Genomic DNA, 18,292 nt, shown 5'->3' with positions numbered 1-18,292 from the left:
AGCCAATATGCGCATGAATGGGCGCCTGAACTTGTGCTATTGTGATTGAGGAGGCGCCGGGTTTTTCATCTATTCCGGGGCGATTTTCCATTCCGAAAAATTCATTGAGTTAACCTTTCAGGAGGTTATATGCCGGTAGTTAAAATTAAGTCGCTACCGTTAGCTCATGACACTGATTTGCCGAGGGTGCTGGAGGGAATTAGTAAGGAGTTTGCGGAAAGCGTAAATATCAACGTCGATAATGTGTATATCACCTGGGAATACCTTTCACCAGGGCACTACGCTCATCAAGGCAGGGTGGCCGGATTACAGGAAACCCACAGCCATCCGGTTCAGGTTCAGCTGCTGACGGCGGACATGATCGATTCAGGTAAAGTTCACCAGATGTTCGAAGCGCTGGCGGAAGCAATCAGCAAGCGCACTCACGTTTATCGGGAAAATATATTTATTTGGCATTCGTCGGTAGCTAGCGGTAAGGTATTCGACAGGGGGCAGGTAGATAACTGGTAATTTGGTTTGCGCTAAAAACGCCGCATATTTTGCGGTCCTGTAGGATCGCCATCTCTGACTATCTGCATCTAATTTAAACGACTATTATTCAATGAGGCCGGCTCAGGCTCCGCGACGGCGCAAGACGTCATGCCGTTCACCTATCGCTGCAGCAACCTGAACCGCCGAAAATAATATACCTGCCGCCGGCTGTATTGCTCATCACGGAAAGTCGGCGCGCCGTCTTTTTCAACATTCAGGAATCGCGATTGGAGACTTTATGATTCGTAGTATGACTGCTTACGCACGGCAGGAATCCAGAGGAGAATGGGGTGTGCTCACCTGGGAGGTGCGCTCGGTAAACCATCGTTATCTGGAGCCCATGTTTCGAATCCCTGAAGTCTTACGGGAAATTGAGCCCGCTTTGCGGGAGGCTATGCGCCAGTATGTGCAAAGGGGCAAACTGGAGTGTCAGCTTAAATTTCAGCAGGAATCGCAGGCGACGCCTTCCTATCAGGTGAATCTGGGGCTCGCCAACGAACTGAATCAGGCAGTCAATCAGATCAACCGTATTCTGGACAATCCTGCGCATATAAACGCTTTCGACTTTCTCAACTGGCCTGGCGTGCTGGTGTCTGAAGAAACGGATCTGGAGCCGGTGAAAGAAGAAGCCGTTAGCCTCTTCGAACAGACGCTGGAAAGCCTGGTGAAAACCCGTGAGCGAGAAGGCGATCGCATTCGTCCCATGTTGGAAGACAGATTGACGGCGATCACCGATATTGTCGGCCGCGTGCGCCAAAAAATGCCTATCATTCTGGAGCGTCAGAACGAAGCCCTGAAGTCCCGCTTCGAAGAGTTGGAGCTGGCGGTGGATAGCGCCCGTCTGGAACAGGAGCTGGTCATCGTTTCCCAGAAAGCCGACGTAGCGGAAGAACTTGATCGTCTCGACGCCCACGTTCACGAAGTCCGTGAAGTCCTCGGTAAAAAAGAGCCTATGGGCCGCCGCCTGGATTTCCTGATGCAGGAACTCAACCGCGAAGCCAACACTCTATCCTCAAAATCCCTGGTCACCGAGACCACTCAGTTCGCCGTAGAGTTGAAGGTGCTGATCGAGCAGATGCGGGAGCAGATTCAGAACGTCGAATAGCTTTTTTCCCGTCCCAATCGGTTTGCAGATGTCCGTTGAAAACTACCTGTTAAGTGGTGGGCAGCCCACTTGCTCACTTACCGTAGGCAGTTGGGGCAATGAGGCAACGCGGCTTTAGAAGTTGAATGAAAGAAACTCGACCTGCCCCAAGGAATGGGGCAGGATGGGCCGTAATCACTTTATGTCAACCTCTTTGCAAGCGATACTTTGGCATACTGGTACCACGTCATGTTCCCACTACATCTGATTGTTCAATCAAAATTGAGATTCTTGTAGCAGTATCATGATGGGACTATCATCTACTCCATGATGCGTATTCCAGACCAAGGTTGCCACTGATTCCAGACGAAGCCTGCCACCCATTCCACGGCAAAGCTGCCACTGATTCCACGGTAAAGCTGCCACCCCGGCACGCTGCCTGAATTACCCATCAAAACGTCCGGCGCGGGATAACTAACGGTACTCTTGACCCTTTTCATCCGGAGAGGGCCAGATGCCAGCGAAGAGGTTATCCATGCGTAAAATTAAAGAAGTCCTTCGCCTCAAGTGGGAGCGAGGGCTGAGCAACCGGCAGGTTGCAGAAGCCTGCGGCATCAGCCGCCCCACCGTAAGCGAGTATCTCCGACGGGCCGCCGAAGCGGATGTTAGCTGGCCGTTGCCAGAGAATCTGAGTGGAGCCCAGTTGGAGCAGTTGCTCTTCCCGCCGCCGCCAGACCTGCCAGCACAGGCCCGGGGTATTCCGGACTGGCGGCGAATCCACGAAGAACTCCGGGGCAAGAACGTCACCCTGTTCCTGCTCTGGCAGGAGTACCGGGAAGCCAATCCGAACGGCTACCAATACAGCTGGTTCTGCGAGCACTACCGAATCTGGCGCGGCAAGCTGGACTTGGTGATGCGCCAGGACCATCGGGCCGGTGAGAAGCTGTTTGTGGACTATGCCGGGCACACCGTGCCCGTTATTGACCGCACCACCGGTGAGATCCATGAAGCACAGGTTTTTGTGGCGGTGATGGGCGCATCCAATTACACCTATGCCGAAGCCACCTGGAGCCAGTCGTTGCCAGACTGGATTGGCTCCCACATCCGGGCCTTCGAGTTCTTGGGCGGGACGCCGGAACTGGTGGTTCCGGACAACCTTCGCTCCGGTGTCAGCAAGGCCCACCGCTACGAACCGGATCTCAACCCAACCTATCAGGACATGGCCGCCCATTATGGCGTCGCCATTGTCCCGACAAGGGTTCGTAAGCCCCGCGACAAGGCCAAGGTGGAAGGCGGCGTATTGATCGTCGAGCGTTGGATCCTGGCGGCCCTGCGCCACCGTCAGCACTTCTCCCTGGGGCAACTCAACGCCACCATTCGTGAGCTACTGGAGACGCTCAACAACCGCCCCTTCCGTAAGTTGCCCGGCTGCCGGCTCGATCACTTCAAACAGCTGGACAAACCGGTTCTACAACCGCTACCCGCAGAGCCGTATGTCTACGCTGAGTGGAGGAAAGCCCGGGTACACATCGACTACCACATCGCCATCGACGGGCATTACTACTCGGCGCCTTACACCCTGATCAAGAAAGAGGTGGAGGTCAGGATGACCCACAACACCATCAAATGCTTCTACCGAGGCAACCGGATCGCCAGCCATCGGCGTTCGGATCAGAAGGGCCGGCATAGCACCATCGCCGCTCACATGCCAGAGTCCCATCGCCAAGCCGGTGAGTGGTCTGCGGAGCGGCTAATCGCCTGGGCGGCCAAGACCGGGCTGGCGACGGAGAAGCTTATCCGCACCGCATTGGGCGCCCGCAAACACCCACAGCAGGCTTACCGCTCCTGCCTGGGCATTCTCCGGTTGGGGCGGAGCTATGGGGAGACACGGCTCGAAGCCGCCTGCCAACGGGCGCTCACGCTGGGTAGCTACCGCTACAAGAGCATTGAGTCCATCCTCAAGCATCGCCTGGATCAGCAACCTCTGGAAGAGCAGCAGGAGCTGGCCCTGCCCGACACCCACGACAACATCCGCGGTCCCGCCTACTACCACTAAAGGAACCTGACATGCTGAAACATCCCACACTGGATAAACTCCACGCTCTCAAGTTAACCGGCATGGCCGCCGCCCTGGAGGATCAGTCGGCCACCCCCGACATCAGCGACCTGAGCTTCGAGGAGCGCCTTGGATTGCTGGTCGACCGGGAAATGACCGAGCGGGACAACCAGCGCATGAGCAGCCGGTTGCGCCGGGCCAAGCTGCGACACGCCGCCATCCTCGAAGACCTGGATTACCGGAACTCACGAGGCCTGGATAAAGGACTGGTCCAGTCACTGGCTGGATGCCAGTGGGTAAAGGAGCGCCTGAACGTGCTCATCACCGGCCCCACCGGGGTCGGCAAAACCTGGTTGGCCTGCGCCCTGGCGCATAAGGCCTGCCGGGAAGGCTACACCGCACAGTATGTGCGCCTGACCCGACTGTTGCGGGAGCTGATCATTGCCAAAGGCGACGGCCAATACTCGAAACTCCTGACCAGCCTCGCCAAGGTTGACGTGCTGATCCTGGATGACTGGGGGCTGATGAAGCTGAGCGCGGAGAACCGAAGAGACTTGCTGGAGGTTCTGGAAGACCGGCACGGAGGGCGCTCCACCATCGCCACTAGCCAATTACCCATTGAGGAATGGCACGGACTGATCGGTGACGCGACCCTCGCAGATGCCATTCTGGATCGTCTGGTTCACAACGCCTACAAGATCAATCTCAGGGGCGAGTCCATGCGGAAACAGCAGGCAAAGTTGACGGGCGCCGAGACTTTGGAGTAAGAAGAGAAACCCCGCGTCGCTACGCTCCGATGGGTGGCAGCCTTGCTCCGGTCCGGGTGGCAGGCTTCACGTGGAATGGGTGGCAACCTTCAGCGGTTTACGCACCATGAGAATTATCGCACTATCAACCTTAAAAGCATTTGGGTAGACAACCCAGAATATATTGACGTGATCACGCCACCGTAAGTTCGTGCTTTATAATGCTTAGCGCGAAGAATCACTTGTTATGAATGACGCTCGCTACCAAGATATATCTGCTATTGATAACAGGCTAGTTGAGCTTGAAAACGAAAAGCAGCAGCTCCTCGCGCTAAGAGACTCTTTGCTTGACGCTCAAAGCGATCGTCCGATACAGACATTTTCCCCAGAGCAAAAAATTGCCATCTTCAGACAACTATTCCGCGGACGAGAGGATATCTTCGCCAACCGTTGGCAAAACAAGCAGGGTCGCAGTGGCTATGCCGTTGCTTGTGACAATGAGTGGATCGCAGGAGTCTGCAACAAGCCCCGCATAAAGTGCCAAGACTGTACGCACCGAAAATTTAGTGAATTAAACGAACAAACTATTTATCGCCATCTTGCCGGTCATCAAGTCGTTGGCCTTTATCCGTTATTGAAAGACAATACTTGTTATTTGTTGGCAGCTGATTTTGACAAAGGCTGTTGGCAAGAAGAAGTCAAAGCGATGTCCAGAGCATGCCAAGAATTCGATATTCCCCATGCCATAGAAATCTCGCGTTCAGGCAACGGAGCGCACTTATGGATATTTTTTGAAACCAATATTCCTGCCAACCAAGCTCGGGCATTAGGTTTTTCGTTGCTTGATAAGGCGATGGAAATATTTCCAAATCTTTCGTTTGGCTCTTATGACAGGCTATTTCCGAACCAAAATTTTCTTCCTGAGGGCGGATTTGGCAATCTCATTGCGTTACCACTTCAAAAAGAAGCTCGGCTTTCAGGCCATAGCTGTTTTGTCGATAGCGAGTTAAATACCATTGACGATCAATGGCTGTATCTTTCTGAGCTTAAAACGCTAACTCAATCACGTGTTGATAAGCTCATCACGACAACTTCACCAAATACCCTATTACTGTCTGAACAAGGGCTAGCAGACAACCGCCCTCCGTGGGAAATTACCGCCAAAACCGCCCCAATTAAATTAGAGCATCCGCCAAAAAGCATTACCATCACCCTTGCGAACTACATCTATTTTTTGATGAGCGATTTACCTGGGCCGCTGCTGGCAGGGCTAAAGCGATTGGCCTGCTTTTCGAATCCAGTGTTTTTTAAAACGCAAGCGTTACGATTTTCCACTCATGGCATTCCAAGATTTATTTCTTGTGCACACATTGAAAACGGTTATTTAGCACTACCGCGGGGCTGTCTCGATGAAGCGATAGCTTTGTTACAAGAACACAATATCTCTATGCAATTTGACGATAAGCGCGAAGCAGGCAAACCACTCATCAAACTTGCTCCTACCTTTACATTGCGAAAAAACCAGCGTGAAGCGGTAGCCGCTATCAGTAAGCATGACTTCGGTATCTTGCATGCCCCAACGGCATTTGGAAAAACGGTTACAGCCATTGGCATGATCGTAAAACGAAAAGTAAACACGCTGATCCTTGTCCATAGCCGTCAACTGCTTGAGCAATGGCACGAGCGATTACGCACATTTTTGCCTGATGTGAACATTGGAAGTGTAGGTGGAGGCAAAAGAAAACCGAGTGGCGTTATCGATATTGCCACTTATCAAAGCTTGGTCAATAAGAAGGACAACTCAATATCACATTTAATACAGGCCTACGGCCATATCATTGTCGATGAATGCCATCACCTATCAGCGCCAAGGTTTGAAATGGTGCTCAACGAGGTAAGAGCAAAATATGTGTTGGGTCTAACAGCGACACCAGAGAGACAAGATGGGCGCCAAAAAATCATTTTTATGGCGGCAGGTCCAATTCGCTACAAAGTTAAAAGCAGCACTGACGAACAGTTTACTCAGACAGTCATCATACATCAGTTCTACGATGCACCGCCTGCCGAGTTAGTACAAACAGATGAACGACCAAAAATAACCGATGCCTACCGTTGGCTTGTCGATAATGAATGCCGCACGTCAAAGATTATCTCCGACGCATTCCAGTGTGTTCAAAATGGCGGACACCCGTTAATACTAACAGAACGGAGAGAGCACGCTGAGTACATACACACTCAACTTGTCGAGATGGATATTAACGCCATCGTGCTGAAAGGGGCTATGAAAGCTGCGGAGCGAAAGAACGCAGACAATCATCTGCAATCTGCTCAAGTCGTCGTCGCAACAGGAAAATATGTCGGTGAAGGATTTGACCTTCCCAGATTGGATACTTTGTTTTTGGCCATGCCAATCGCATGGAAAGGTACTTTGGCTCAATATGCGGGTCGTATCCATCGTGAATCTGAAGGAAAAACACAAGTGACGATTCACGACTATGTGGACTGCGCACTACCTATGTTGCAACGCATGTTTAAGAAACGAGAGAAAAGCTACAAAGCAATGGGCTACACCCTTCAATATGTTGGTAACGACAATAACAACCAGCCCACGGCACGGGCCCCAAATGCCCAAGTGGCGATAAGTTACTTTAAACTTATGGCTAAATATGTATAAAAAACATGATTTTTTATACAAATCACTTTGCATATGTATAAATTTTTACTCTGACAGCTCATGTCGAAAAACCAGAAAAAATCGACACATGAAATTGATATGTCGATCGGATCGACATGAACTGCTCAGATCTAGGCTCGTTCTACCTCGAGTTTTTAGCAATTTGGTGGTTTACAGCTTAAAACCGGAGAAAAAGTGAAACTATAACTTCATTTTTATCATGATATTGAAAATATAGTTTCACTATGAATGCTGCCGGATCAGAAACAAAGCAAACATCACAACACTTTTATGCGCATAAAAATGTAAAAATCCACACTTTTCTGCGCGTAAAAGTGTAAATCAGGTTATAGTATAGGCTGCTTAACAATCTTAATTGGCAGGAAAAGACAATGCAGCGCACCTTACTCAATGCCCTAATTGCATGGAAAAACCAACCTATGCGCAAGCCATTATTGATAGATGGCGCGAGGCAAACGGGTAAAACGTATCTGCTGCAAGAGTTGTTTGGTAACTCCTTTGCCAACATTCTTCGTATCGACTTTCTTGAAAATCCCGCCTACAAAGAAGCGTTCGATGGCTCACTGTCGCCTGACGAGCTACTAATGAACATTGAGCTGTTGACCAATCAGGCGTTCAACCCAGAAACAGATCTGCTGATCTTAGATGAAATTGGCGAATGTGAACGCGCCGTTACCTCACTAAAGTATTTTGCTGAAAAAGCACCTTCCTATTTTGTCGCGGCCAGCGGCTCGAACATTGGTTTGCTCAACACCTTCCCTGTTGGCAAGGTAGAACAATACAATTTACGACCACTGACCTTCCAAGAATTTATTTACGCATCAAACGAGCAAGCGCTGATCAAAGCTTTTGATGGCCAAGCAAGCACACCGGCAGTGCACACTAAATTGATGGATAAACTGACGGACTACTTTTTTACTGGTGGTATGCCGGAAGCAGTTTCTGCTTGGTATCAGTATAAAGAATCAAGCATTTTAGAACGTGTTGAAAGAGTCACTAAAATTCATGCCGATTTAGTTGAAGGTTATCGCCGCGATTTTGGTAAATACGCGGGCAAGGTTGATGCCACACTGATTGAATCGGTGTTCAATAGCATTCCAGCGCAGCTATCACTTGTGAGCGATGAGTCCGTTAAACGCTTTAAATTTAAACATGTTCAGGAGCGTAAATCTCGTTATAGCGATTTTGAAACCGCAATCCATTGGCTTAACTGTTGCCGCTTAGCCTTGCCAAACTATCTCATTGAAGGATTGCCGAAATCACCTCTTGCGGCCTATAAAAAAGAGAATATGGTCAAGCTGTTTCTGTTTGATGTGGGTCTGCTCAATCATATGCTGGGTAGCAGTTATAAAGAGATCAAGCAACAAAACTATGAATACAAAGGGTATGTCGCAGAAAACTTTGTGCAGCAAGAACTCACCGCCATTGGCGTTGACCCAAGTTATTCATGGAATGACGCCCGCGCCGAAATCGAATTTATTTTGGCGACAGATGAAGGGGATATCATCCCTGTTGAAGTAAAAAGTGGCAAACGTACAAGAGCAAAATCGCTGACGTCGTACGTTGAAAAGTGCGCACCAAGCAAAACGTTTAAGTTAACTGGCAAGCAAGGCTCATCGACTCTAGAGCAAACCAATATCGTGATGCCCTTGTATTTCACCCAGTATTTGCCACAGAGATGGTAAAAGCGCTTTGCCTATAATCTCGAGGTCTTCGCCGGTCTCTGCGGCGTGAACCCCCAGGCGGCCAGATAATTGCCGACCGTTCGGATCGCCAGCTGTTCTCCCGTCTCCTGCGCAATGAGCTGCTGCACCGCCTTACGGGTCCAAAGCGCATACTCCAGCTTGAGCTGATCCGGGCTGTTATCGGTAATCAAAAGCCTGATTCGGTTCTCCTGGGTTAGCGTCAGTCGCTGTCCTGAACCGGGCTCTCGTCCGCGGGGCTTTGACTTAATCCCGCTAAACCCGTGCGCTTCATAAGCTCTGATCCATTTCCCCACCGTCAGGTTATGGACGCCGACCTTATCGGCTATTTCGTGATAGCTGTATCCCTGCTTGCGCAGTCGCACGGCTTGTTTTCTTTTTTCTTCCTGCGCGGCGGCAGGTAATGAGCGAGCATCATCTATAATCATGCGGGCATTGTATCATGCTTATATCGGCGCCGGATTAATAAATCCTTTTTAGACAGCAAAGTGGAGCACGCTGTGCTTGAAAAGCGCTTGCAGCAGTTGGATGAAGAAATAGCCTAAAAGCAGCAGGCACGCGATTTACTCGCAGCCTTGCTGGGTGAAGGCTCGCTTCGCCTTTGGCATCAACAGACCGATAAATCAGCGCCAGATGCCCATCTGGATTGGTTACAGCAGCAAGGCTTTAATGAACAACAAGCCCTGCATTTGAAATGGTTGTCAAAAGATATGAACGAACACGATCAATATATGGCTGACTTTATGACGGTGTTCCAAACCCTAGAGCGCTGGGGGCCAGGCTGTGATGCCGATTCGCTTAAAGCGTTGTCAAAGCTGCCTATCACACCCACTAGCATCATTGATATTGGCTGTGGCAAAGGCTTTTCAACCCGCTTGTTGGCTCAGCATACCCAAGCACAAATTGTTGCGCTGGATAATGAACAAAGCGCCCTTGATGAACTGGGTGAATGCCTTACTGCGCAAGGATTAGATGCGCGCGTGACCTTAAGCTGTGCCAGCATGACGGAACCGCCCTTTACACCTGAAAGCTTTGATTGCATCTGGTCGGAAGCGGCTGCTTACATTATGGGTGTCGAGCAAGCGTTAACCCAGTGGCGCACATTCCTGACCGATAGCGGCTACATGGTACTCAGTGATTTGGTATGGTTAACCGAAGGCCCAAACCCAGAGGCTGTAGAGTTCTGGAAGGGTGAATACCCCGATATGCAAAAGGTCGAAAAACGCTTGAAGCAAATACGCCAAGCAGGCTTTCAGGTAATCGACCATTTCACCCTGAGTGAACAGGCATGGCATGATTATTACCAACCACTCAAAGCACGGGTTGCTGAGGTAAAAGCGAGCATGCCAACGTCAACCGCCATTGCGGATATGGAGCAAGAAATTGCAATTTATGAACGCTACTTAGGCGAGTTTGGGTATCACATGTTTGTGCTACAGAAAGGGGCGTAAAAGCCGCCCCTATAGCAAATCACTCAGCCGACTTAACAGCGCTTTACGACTATTATTGGCCGCAATAAATCGCTTAAGCGCTGTTCAAATGCAGCTACATCTCCTTTGAACTGATAGGCTTCGAATAACTGATGCAGATAGCGTGATGCCTCATCGTAGCCACTGGCGCAAGTTCGATTCGCTTGCTCTTGTGCTTGCTGCCAACGGCGCTCACGCTGGCTATAAATCTCTGACAACGCTTTTTCTTTTTCCGCTTTTTCGATGGCTAATTTTTTTGCGAGCGCTTCGGCTTGCTCTTGCTGTAATTGGCTTTGAGCTTGTTCAATGTAAGGGGTAATCACGTCGGGCGTTAACCAATACTGATAGGCTTCATCTTTGTTAGTAGACGTTTTTTGCGTCATCGCTAAGGCTTGGTGACGGGTTAACTGGCCTTGCTCAAAGAGCGTGCGTAATAGCGTATTTTTCTCCGCTTCAGTGAGATTATGTAGCCACGCATCAAACTGAAACTGAGCTCGTTTAGCTTGGTGACTTGGTTTTGCGTTCAGCACCATGGCAAGCGCTTTAACCAAAGCTAAGGGCGCGTCATACAGCGCAGAAAATGCCAGTAACCCTTCGCTGAGTTGATCAAAGTCGAAATGATAAGGGTATCGCTTCAAGTTCATCATTAAAGTCAAGCTCTCTGAGCCACATAAAATACACAAGACGCCAATCACCTTGTATTAAGGCGCTACGCAAGCCCGCTAGATGATGAAAGAAATCGTCTGCATCTTCATCGTCAAAATACTCGTAATATTCTTTGATGGAGAAAATAAGCAGTTGCCACTCATCGCTTTGATGAACATGAAGCCCATCGCGTGAAAAGCCAAGTAACGCATCAGGGATCGTTCCAGCTGGTAGCTTGATGTAAGCATCAATGGAGCCCCAATTAGCGTAGTAAAATCCAATATCGAAGTGTTTTAGCATCACCTTGTATGTCTCAGCCTTTAAACCACTGTAGTGATAATACACCTGAAATGACGTTGCACTGATTTCGGCGCGGCTTGAAATGGTTCTGAGAGCTTGGCGTGCTTTAGCGTCTAAATACCCATCCAGACGCTCGAATTTATAGTATTGATATTCGCTCACGATAACCTTTTTATACGTTAATGGTGAATTGAAAGGATTGCTTTAATAAAGGTTGGATCTTAACCATTCTGGCGACAGGTTCAGCGTTTATATAACGCCTTGGATCAATCGTCACAAATACCCAAAACTGTAAAAATCGCTCAATAAACCGTGATTCGATGAGCATGCATAAGTTTCTTTCCGGTGAAAAGTAATCGTCCGTAGGGAATGCCAATAGCAAATCGGGGAAAGCCGTCCAAATACCCCCAGTTATATTTGCTGATTGCAGCTTCTAACATAGGTTTGAAAAATGCCTGTATACCTAAAGCCTGATACTGTTTTTGCGCTGCTCTTTTCACATGGTAACGACCGCTACGTCGATAAATAATACCACTAATTTCGGCTGGCACTCTGGTGTAGTGCAAGGCATTAAATTTATCTTCGTTACTGCCCGCAAACTCACTGATACTTATGTCACGTTCGAATTGAGCAACTGAAAACTCAGGCAATAACTCACTGGTCTGTTTGACTAACTTAGCCGGTAAGTTGCCTTTGCTTGTGGCTTTTAATGCCCCTTCTTGCGCCATGGCTTCATCAATAATAAGGGCTAGATAGCGCATCACAGGGCTGGCAGAAAAGCTGTCCGGCGGCTGGGGATTTACACAACTGACGACTGGCTTTGCTCAAGTCAATATAATCTAAACTTGGGGTTCGAAAGTCTGTATCAAGCAACCCGCAAGCACTGTGCCTATGCAGGCGGCCTGAACAGCGTTTACTATTAATCAGGCAGACAAATAGCTTCCTTCTATTTGTCTCCCGCGGCTAGCCGCCGCGCAGGCGCATTCATGCGCCTGGCTATTAACATGTCAATATCATTGCCATGTTAATAGCATCAGAAAACCCTGTGATTACAGGTTTTTTTTATTGCCTGAATAGGACAGAAAATTCATATGGCTAAAAGCCGGCTTTCAGTTAGGATTGCTGCATTTCTTTAGATTGTAGAGGCTCAGGATTAAGGAAAGCCATGTACGCAAAGAAGTATGGAAAGACGATAAAGCTGTTTTTGATGGACGCTGACCCGGAAGGTCGGATGGTATGTGAAATATCAAACTGGACGGGCAAGGCCTACCGTATTCCGAGAGCAAAAGTAAAAGATTGTGCTGATCGCAGTGACCTGAAAGGAACTGCTGTATACATACTCTTCGGACGAGCAGACTCTCCCACAGCTAAACCCAAAGCCTATGTGGGAGAAACTGAAAATGCCTATGAGCGTCTTGTAAAGCATGTGTCAGACAAAGAATTCTGGAATGAGTCGGTGGTATTTACCAGCAAAGATGAGAACTTAAATAAGGCGCATATTAAGTACCTTGAATCCAGGCTTTGCGATATTGCCAAAACGGCTGGCCGATTTGATATTCAAAATGGTAATACGCCTACCCGAAGCGCCATTTCAGAGCCTGACCAAGCGGAGATGGAAGAGTTTATTGAGTATATAAAAATCCTCGTCAACACGATGGGGTTCAGGGTGTTTGAACCTTTAGTGAAAGCGAATGACGCATCGGCGCAATCACCAGATGTTTTTTATGTGAAAGGCGCCAGAGGAGCCAGTGGTCGGGGGCGGCGTACGAGTGATGGATTTGTTGTGTTCGCCAGCTCTGAAGCTGCTGTGGATACTGTGCCGTCCTTTCCTAAAGGCTTCAAAGCATTAAGAGATGAGCTGATAGAAACCGGAGTATTAGGCATGTCGGGCGAAAAGTTACTTTTCACAGCAGATTATCTCTTTAGTAGTCCTTCGGCTGCGGCTGCTGTCATTATGGGGCGAAGCGCCAATGGACTTATCGAGTGGAAGGATGCGACAGGCAAGGATCTGAAGTCGGCGGAAGAGCAAGAAATATCCAGGGCGGAAAAGGCGAAGTAGCCCTGACCATCGCAATTGCATAGATCTCTTCTGATGCCCCTTTAATTATAGAATTCACAACTACGTTGAGATGTACACAACTCCCACAAACCCCAAACAGCGCTACGAGTCATTGCTCAACGCCGGTGAGATTCAGGCTGATCCGTCTCAGGAGAGGGCTTTGGATGCATTGCAGGAATTGTACGAGCGGCTGGCTGGCGCTGGCGGTCGTTCCAAGTGGTTGGTGGGGAAGTCTGAGTATGTATCGGGGTTGTATCTGTGGGGCAAAGTGGGGCGGGGCAAGACGTTTTTGATGGATCTCTTTGTCGCCAGCCTCAATCCAGAGCAGGTTTTGCGTCAACATTTTCATCATTTCATGGCGTCAGTGCATCGGCAGCTGCAGGCATTGAGTGGAACGCCAGAGCCTTTGCGACGCATCGCCAGAGACTTCAGCCGTCGCTATTCTGTACTTTGCTTTGATGAGTTTTTCGTCTCGGATATAGGCGACGCCATGTTGCTGGGCGGGCTGCTGCAGTCGCTGTTTGAGTTCAATGTGACGCTGGTGGGGACGAGTAATACGCCGCCGGAAAGGCTGTATTGGGATGGTTTGCAGCGTTCTCGCTTTCTGCCTGCTATCGCTGCGATCCAGGCGCATACGCAAACCTTGCACATGGATGGCGGGCTGGACCACCGTGAACGCGCATTGCAGCCGGAAGCTATTTATTTTGTCGAGCGTGACCAGTCTGAGTTGTCTGATGTCGAGGGCGACTTGCTGCAGCGTTTTGAGTTAGTGGCGGATAGAGACAAACCGCGTACGTTGAAGGTGCTGTCCCGCGATATCGTCTATGTGGCTCGCGCCGGGCGGAGGATCGCATTCGATTTTGCGGCTCTTTGCGAAGGGCCGCGAAGTCATCTGGATTATGTTGATATCGCTGAACGCTTCGATCTGATTATTCTTCTCAATATTCCACCGCTAAGCGGCGAGGCCTACGAGAGGATCAAGGCGCGAGGCACGGAAGATGGCAGCATCGGTTCCGGCGCAACCGGGGAAAGGGCTGTGCTGTTGTCGCGTAAAGATGATGCGGCGCGTCGGTTTATTGCGCTGGTGGATGAGTTGTATGAGCGCAAAGTGCGACTTTACATGACCGCCTTCGCGCCTCTGGCGGAGCTTTACACTCGCGGCGCGCTGACCTTTGAGTTTGAACGCGCCCGCAGCCGCTTGCTGGAAATGGGATCGCAGGAGTATCAACGTCTGCGCGAGCCGTCGGAACTGGCCTGACTTGGTGTTGGGCTACAGGTTCCTGATGACATACTCAGGTATATCAAAGGCGTCGACTTTCGCGCCGTAGCGCTTATCCAGATCATACGCCATGATCTCCAAGGGGGCGTCTGCATAACCGCAGGTCAGAATTTCTTTCATGTAACGCTGGATAAAGTTCAGCGCGCCCAGCTCACGCCACTGCACTACGTGCACTAACTCATGAAAATGCACTCGCAACGCAGAAACCGCTGAAGACCTAATGTAGTAAGTGTCTTTATAGGTAGTGCCGCTGGCGGGCATATCCATAAAGTCGCCGAATCCCATTTGACGCAGTTCCGGAAAGTCGGGTCTGGGAATATCGTCGGTCACTACGAAATAGGCGCTGGCCAGGAATTCTGGCGCGTAGAAGCCAGCGAACGCCTGGGCGAACTCCGTACAGGCGCGGCGGCGATCGTAGTTCTTACGGTTGGTGTCGTCGATCCAGGCGTTTATCTTTTCCAGCACAATGCCTCCTTTTGGCCCCGTTTTGCTGTAAATCTTCTCCCGGCAGTTTATTTCAATTCCCCTTTCAGGGCATGCGGATAACGCGCCCGGCGCGTCATTTCAGCGCACTATAAGTTTCCCTAATACTAGCTTTTCGACGAAAGTGATTGTATTTGCTGGGTTTTTTGGGGCCTCCTAGAATCGGTTGGTGTTTGAAGCCTGCGCGCTCATCTCTGCGGAGATAGAGCGTCGTCCTAGTAAACAACAATAAACAGGGGGATCAACCCATGGCCGAAACGTCCGCTGCCACAGCGTCTGACAACCGCATTGCGCCTTCAGTTGCTCATGTCGGAACGGTGGATTATGAGAATGTATCCAATGATTATCTGGAAAAACGCCAATTAAAAAAGGGAGCGGCGGGATGGATTCTGCTGGCCAGTCTTGGCGTCTCTTATGTGATTTCCGGTGATTTCGCCGGCTGGAACTTTGGCCTGGAGCAGGGTGGTTTCGGCGGCATGTTTATCGCCACGCTTCTGATGGCCGCCATGTACACCTTCATGGTATTCGGCCTGGCGGAGCTCTCCTCCGCTATTCCTACCGCCGGCGGCGGTTACGGGTTCGCCCGCCGCGCCATGGGCCCGCTCGGGGGCTTTCTCACCGGCACCGCCATCCTTCTCGAATACGCCATTGCGCCTGCGGCTATCGCCATTTTTATTGGCGGTTATGTGGGAGAAATGTTCGGACTTAACGGACCTTTGGTTTACGCTGCCTTCTATGTCGTTTTTGTGGGCATTCACCTGTGGGGCGCTGGCGAAGCATTGAAGATCATGCTGGTTATCACCGCTATCGCGGCGGCGGCTTTGCTGGTGTTTATCCTGGGAATGTTGCCTGAATTCGAACTCGCCAACCTGACGGATATCGCGGTTAACGAATCCGCCGTGGGCGCCAGCGCGTTTTTGCCGCAGGGTTACTTCGGCATCTGGGCGGCGATTCCCTTCGCCATGTGGCTGTTCCTGGCGGTGGAAGGGGTGCCCCTGGCCGCAGAGGAAACCAAGAATCCGGCTCGTGATATGCCCAAGGGCATTATCTCCGCCATGGTGATTCTGCTGATATTCGGCGGATTGGTGCTGTTTCTGGCCCCCGGAGGCTCCAGCGCGGACTTGATGAAAGATCATAGCGCGCCGTTAGTGGGCGCTCTGCAGCACGCTTACGGCGAAAGTTCGGCCATGGCCACCTTTGTCAATTTGGTAGGCCTGGCGGGTCTGATCGCCAGCTTTTTCTCCATTATCTTCGCATATTCCCGTCAGGTGTTCGCCTTGTCCCGCGCTGGTTACCTGCCGCGCTGGCTGTCCTTAACCGGTAATCGCAAAGTGCCGACAATGGCGCTGGTGGTGCCCGGAGTGATCGGGTTTCTGTTGTCATTGACCGGAGAAGGAGACTTGATGATCACCATGGCGGTATTTGGCGCCACGATCTCCTACGCCATGATGATGCTGTCGCACATCATTCTGCGAGTGAAAGAGCCGGACATGCCCCGTCCCTATCGTACGCCCGGCGGCATATTGACGACCGGCATTGCGCTGGTCCTGTCCGTCGCTGCGTTTATCAGCACCTTCCTGGTCAGCCGTGAGGCGGCGATGTGGTCAGCCGTATTCTATGCGGTGATGGTGGCGTATTTCGCCTTTTACAGTCGTCATCATCTGGTGGCGAAGGCCCCTGAAGAAGAGTTTGAAGCCATCGCCAAGGCCGAGGCTGAATTGAATTGAGTTAATTGGCTACAAGGGATTGCGGGGCCGGCGCGCCGGCTCCAGGATCATTATCTGCAACAGGACTGAACAAGAATCACAACAAGGCGGATTAGAAATGATAAAGACAAGAGACGTAAAAACGATCGCCGACGCCAAACGGATTGTGGAAGAGCGCAATCTGACCCATGTGAAGGTCGGGTTGTTTGATAACGATGGCGTCATGCGCGGCAAATATATGAGTAAGGAGAAGTTCTTTTCCTCACTGGAAAACGGCTTCGCCTTCTGTGACGTGGTGTTGGGCTGGGATTCACAGGATCAGCTCTATGAGAATGTTGGCGTCAAATACACGGGCTGGCATACGGGCTATCCGGACGCTTCGGTGAAAATCCTGCCGGACAGCTGCCGCGACATTCCCTTTGAACCGGGCATGTTGCTGTTTCTGTGTGACTTTGACGGTCCTGCCGCCCGCATCTGCCCGCGAAATGTCCTGTCGCGAGTACTGCGCCGTGCTGAAGACATGGGGTTGGATGTCTACGCCGCCTTTGAATATGAATTCTTCATGTTCAATGAAACGCCTCATTCCGCCCGCGCCAAGGGATATCGCAACCTTGAGCCGATCACGCCGGGCTTCTTTGGTTACTCCATGCTGCGTAATTCGGTTCATGCAGAGCTGTACCATGAACTGCTGGACCTCTGTGAAAAGATGGACTTCCCCTTGGAAGGGCTGCATACCGAAACCGGTCCCGGCGTCCTGGAGGCGGCATTGACGGTGGATTCAGCCTGCGCAGCGGCGGATAAGGCGGCTTTGTTCAAGACCTTCACCAAGGTATGGGCGCAGCGTAAGAACATGATGGCCACGTTCATGGCCAAGTGGTCCAACGACTATCCCGGCCAATCCGGGCACATTCACATGTCGCTACGCCATAAAGAAAGCGGCAAGTCGGCTTTCTATGAAGCCGGTCAGCCCATGAACATGAGCAAGATGCAGCGTCACTTTATCGCCGGACAGCAAAAGCTGATGCCGGAAATGCTGGCGATGATGGCGCAAACCGTGAACGCTTACTCTCGCCTGGTGCCTGGATTCTGGGCTCCGACCGACGCCACCTGGGGCTGCGAAAACCGCACCACAGCATTGCGGGTCATACCCGGCTCGGACAAGTCGCAGCGGGTCGAATACCGCTTGGGCTCCGCCGACGCCAATCCCTATATCGCCCTGGCCGCGTCTCTCGGCTCGGGTCTTTACGGTATCGAGCACGAACTGGAGCCGGAAGCCATGGTGTCCGGTAACGCCTACGATCAGGAGCATCCTAGACAGCTGGCGTTGCCGTCCACCTTGGTGGACGCCGCTGCGGCTTTGCGCCGCTCGGAAGCGGCGCGTGAGTTATTCGGTAATGAGTTTGTTGAGCATTACGCCGCCACCCGTGACTGGGAAGGCCGCGAATTCCGTCGCCATATTACGGATTGGGAGCTGGAGCGTTATTTCGAGATTATCTAGCGCGACGATCAGAATGACCTTCAGTCCCACGACTATCC

General features: G+C 50.9%; 16 protein-coding genes and 1 pseudogene. 11 read left to right on the top strand and 6 right to left on the bottom strand.

What is annotated here, in order from left to right:
- Nucleotides 1-129: 129 nt before the first annotated feature.
- From HCH_RS28580 to HCH_RS28555, 6 genes are all read left to right on the top strand, one after another.
- On the top strand, nucleotides 130-510 hold the full coding sequence (locus tag HCH_RS28580) for a hypothetical protein (RefSeq protein WP_011400037.1): 381 nt from the start codon (nucleotides 130-132) through the stop codon (nucleotides 508-510).
- Between the two features lie 259 nt (nucleotides 511-769).
- On the top strand, nucleotides 770-1,636 hold the full coding sequence (locus tag HCH_RS28575; RefSeq protein ID WP_011400036.1) for a YicC/YloC family endoribonuclease: 867 nt from the start codon (nucleotides 770-772) through the stop codon (nucleotides 1,634-1,636).
- A 493-nt stretch (nucleotides 1,637-2,129) separates the two neighbouring features.
- On the top strand, nucleotides 2,130-3,671 hold the full coding sequence (istA, locus tag HCH_RS28570) for an IS21 family transposase (protein WP_011395130.1): 1,542 nt from the start codon (nucleotides 2,130-2,132) through the stop codon (nucleotides 3,669-3,671).
- Nucleotides 3,672-3,682: 11 nt separating this feature from the next.
- A complete protein-coding gene (istB, locus tag HCH_RS28565; protein ID WP_011395129.1) occupies nucleotides 3,683-4,438 on the top strand; it encodes an IS21-like element ISSpu5 family helper ATPase IstB in 756 nt (251 codons plus the stop codon).
- A 226-nt stretch (nucleotides 4,439-4,664) separates the two neighbouring features.
- Nucleotides 4,665-7,091, top strand: a complete 2,427-nt coding sequence (locus tag HCH_RS28560; RefSeq protein WP_011400035.1) for a TOTE conflict system archaeo-eukaryotic primase domain-containing protein — start codon at nucleotides 4,665-4,667, stop codon at nucleotides 7,089-7,091.
- Between the two features lie 392 nt (nucleotides 7,092-7,483).
- Nucleotides 7,484-8,797 (top strand): ATP-binding protein, encoded by a 1,314-nt coding sequence (locus HCH_RS28555; protein ID WP_011400034.1) that lies wholly within the window; start codon nucleotides 7,484-7,486, stop codon nucleotides 8,795-8,797.
- An 11-nt stretch (nucleotides 8,798-8,808) separates the two neighbouring features.
- On the opposite strand, the gene HCH_RS28550 is transcribed toward HCH_RS28555, so the two are convergent.
- The gene (locus HCH_RS28550; RefSeq protein WP_011400033.1) at nucleotides 8,809-9,243 is read right to left on the bottom strand and encodes a helix-turn-helix domain-containing protein; all 435 of its coding nucleotides are present in this window, start codon (nucleotides 9,241-9,243) and stop codon (nucleotides 8,809-8,811) included.
- A gap of 147 nt (nucleotides 9,244-9,390) precedes the next feature.
- On the opposite strand from HCH_RS28550, the gene HCH_RS28545 reads away from it, so the two are divergent.
- Nucleotides 9,391-10,266, top strand: coding sequence for a MerR family transcriptional regulator (locus HCH_RS28545; RefSeq protein ID WP_011400032.1), 876 nt, complete (start codon nucleotides 9,391-9,393; stop codon nucleotides 10,264-10,266).
- Nucleotides 10,267-10,298: 32 nt separating this feature from the next.
- Here the strand turns inward: HCH_RS28545 and HCH_RS34935 are convergent, their stop codons facing one another.
- The 4 genes and pseudogenes from HCH_RS34935 to HCH_RS34925 all read right to left on the bottom strand — a co-directional run.
- Complete coding sequence (locus tag HCH_RS34935; protein ID WP_011400031.1) at nucleotides 10,299-10,931, bottom strand: hypothetical protein; 633 nt, start codon at nucleotides 10,929-10,931, stop codon at nucleotides 10,299-10,301.
- The gene (locus tag HCH_RS34930) at nucleotides 10,891-11,391 is read right to left on the bottom strand and encodes a hypothetical protein (protein ID WP_011400030.1); all 501 of its coding nucleotides are present in this window, start codon (nucleotides 11,389-11,391) and stop codon (nucleotides 10,891-10,893) included. Before HCH_RS34930 ends, HCH_RS34935 begins: the two co-directional genes overlap by 41 nt.
- A 140-nt stretch (nucleotides 11,392-11,531) precedes the next feature.
- Complete coding sequence (locus HCH_RS28535; protein ID WP_202945279.1) at nucleotides 11,532-11,993, bottom strand: hypothetical protein; 462 nt, start codon at nucleotides 11,991-11,993, stop codon at nucleotides 11,532-11,534.
- Nucleotides 11,994-12,006: 13 nt separating this feature from the next.
- Nucleotides 12,007-12,144: pseudogene (locus tag HCH_RS34925) on the bottom strand (type II toxin-antitoxin system HipA family toxin); the annotation flags it as partial.
- A 250-nt stretch (nucleotides 12,145-12,394) separates the two neighbouring features.
- Here HCH_RS34925 and HCH_RS28530 point away from each other — a divergent pair.
- Nucleotides 12,395-13,288 (top strand): GIY-YIG nuclease family protein, encoded by an 894-nt coding sequence (locus HCH_RS28530; RefSeq protein ID WP_011400027.1) that lies wholly within the window; start codon nucleotides 12,395-12,397, stop codon nucleotides 13,286-13,288.
- Between the two features lie 70 nt (nucleotides 13,289-13,358).
- Nucleotides 13,359-14,546 carry a cell division protein ZapE gene (gene zapE, locus HCH_RS28525; protein ID WP_011400026.1) on the top strand — a complete coding sequence of 396 codons (1,188 nt, stop codon included), beginning with the start codon at nucleotides 13,359-13,361 and terminating at the stop codon, nucleotides 14,544-14,546.
- A gap of 12 nt (nucleotides 14,547-14,558) precedes the next feature.
- On the opposite strand, the gene HCH_RS28520 is transcribed toward zapE, so the two are convergent.
- Entirely contained in the window at nucleotides 14,559-15,032 is a 474-nt protein-coding gene (locus tag HCH_RS28520; RefSeq protein WP_011400025.1) for a hypothetical protein, read from the bottom strand.
- A gap of 266 nt (nucleotides 15,033-15,298) precedes the next feature.
- On the opposite strand from HCH_RS28520, the gene eat reads away from it, so the two are divergent.
- Together eat and HCH_RS28510 are read left to right on the top strand one after the other, a co-directional pair.
- Nucleotides 15,299-16,777, top strand: coding sequence for an ethanolamine permease (gene eat / locus HCH_RS28515; protein ID WP_011400024.1), 1,479 nt, complete (start codon nucleotides 15,299-15,301; stop codon nucleotides 16,775-16,777).
- A gap of 97 nt (nucleotides 16,778-16,874) precedes the next feature.
- Nucleotides 16,875-18,254: a glutamine synthetase family protein gene (locus HCH_RS28510; protein ID WP_011400023.1), complete on the top strand. Its 1,380-nt coding sequence runs from the start codon at nucleotides 16,875-16,877 to the stop codon at nucleotides 18,252-18,254.
- Nucleotides 18,255-18,292 lie beyond the last annotated feature (38 nt).

Source organism: Hahella chejuensis KCTC 2396 (assembly GCF_000012985.1).
Lineage (GTDB): Bacteria > Pseudomonadota > Gammaproteobacteria > Pseudomonadales > Oleiphilaceae > Hahella > Hahella chejuensis.
This window is presented reverse-complemented; position numbering and strand designations above follow the sequence as displayed.

Coding starts and splice junctions, on each gene's coding strand:
- HCH_RS28580 (WP_011400037.1), top strand. CDS start 130: ATGCCGGTAGTTAAAATTAAGTCGCTACCGTTAGCTCATGACACTGAT.
- HCH_RS28575 (WP_011400036.1), top strand. CDS start 770: ATGATTCGTAGTATGACTGCTTACGCACGGCAGGAATCCAGAGGAGAA.
- istA (WP_011395130.1), top strand. CDS start 2,130: ATGCCAGCGAAGAGGTTATCCATGCGTAAAATTAAAGAAGTCCTTCGC.
- istB (WP_011395129.1), top strand. CDS start 3,683: ATGCTGAAACATCCCACACTGGATAAACTCCACGCTCTCAAGTTAACC.
- HCH_RS28560 (WP_011400035.1), top strand. CDS start 4,665: ATGAATGACGCTCGCTACCAAGATATATCTGCTATTGATAACAGGCTA.
- HCH_RS28555 (WP_011400034.1), top strand. CDS start 7,484: ATGCAGCGCACCTTACTCAATGCCCTAATTGCATGGAAAAACCAACCT.
- HCH_RS28550 (WP_011400033.1), bottom strand. CDS start 9,243: ATGATTATAGATGATGCTCGCTCATTACCTGCCGCCGCGCAGGAAGAA.
- HCH_RS34935 (WP_011400031.1), bottom strand. CDS start 10,931: ATGATGAACTTGAAGCGATACCCTTATCATTTCGACTTTGATCAACTC.
- HCH_RS28530 (WP_011400027.1), top strand. CDS start 12,395: ATGTACGCAAAGAAGTATGGAAAGACGATAAAGCTGTTTTTGATGGAC.
- zapE (WP_011400026.1), top strand. CDS start 13,359: ATGTACACAACTCCCACAAACCCCAAACAGCGCTACGAGTCATTGCTC.
- eat (WP_011400024.1), top strand. CDS start 15,299: ATGGCCGAAACGTCCGCTGCCACAGCGTCTGACAACCGCATTGCGCCT.
- HCH_RS28510 (WP_011400023.1), top strand. CDS start 16,875: ATGATAAAGACAAGAGACGTAAAAACGATCGCCGACGCCAAACGGATT.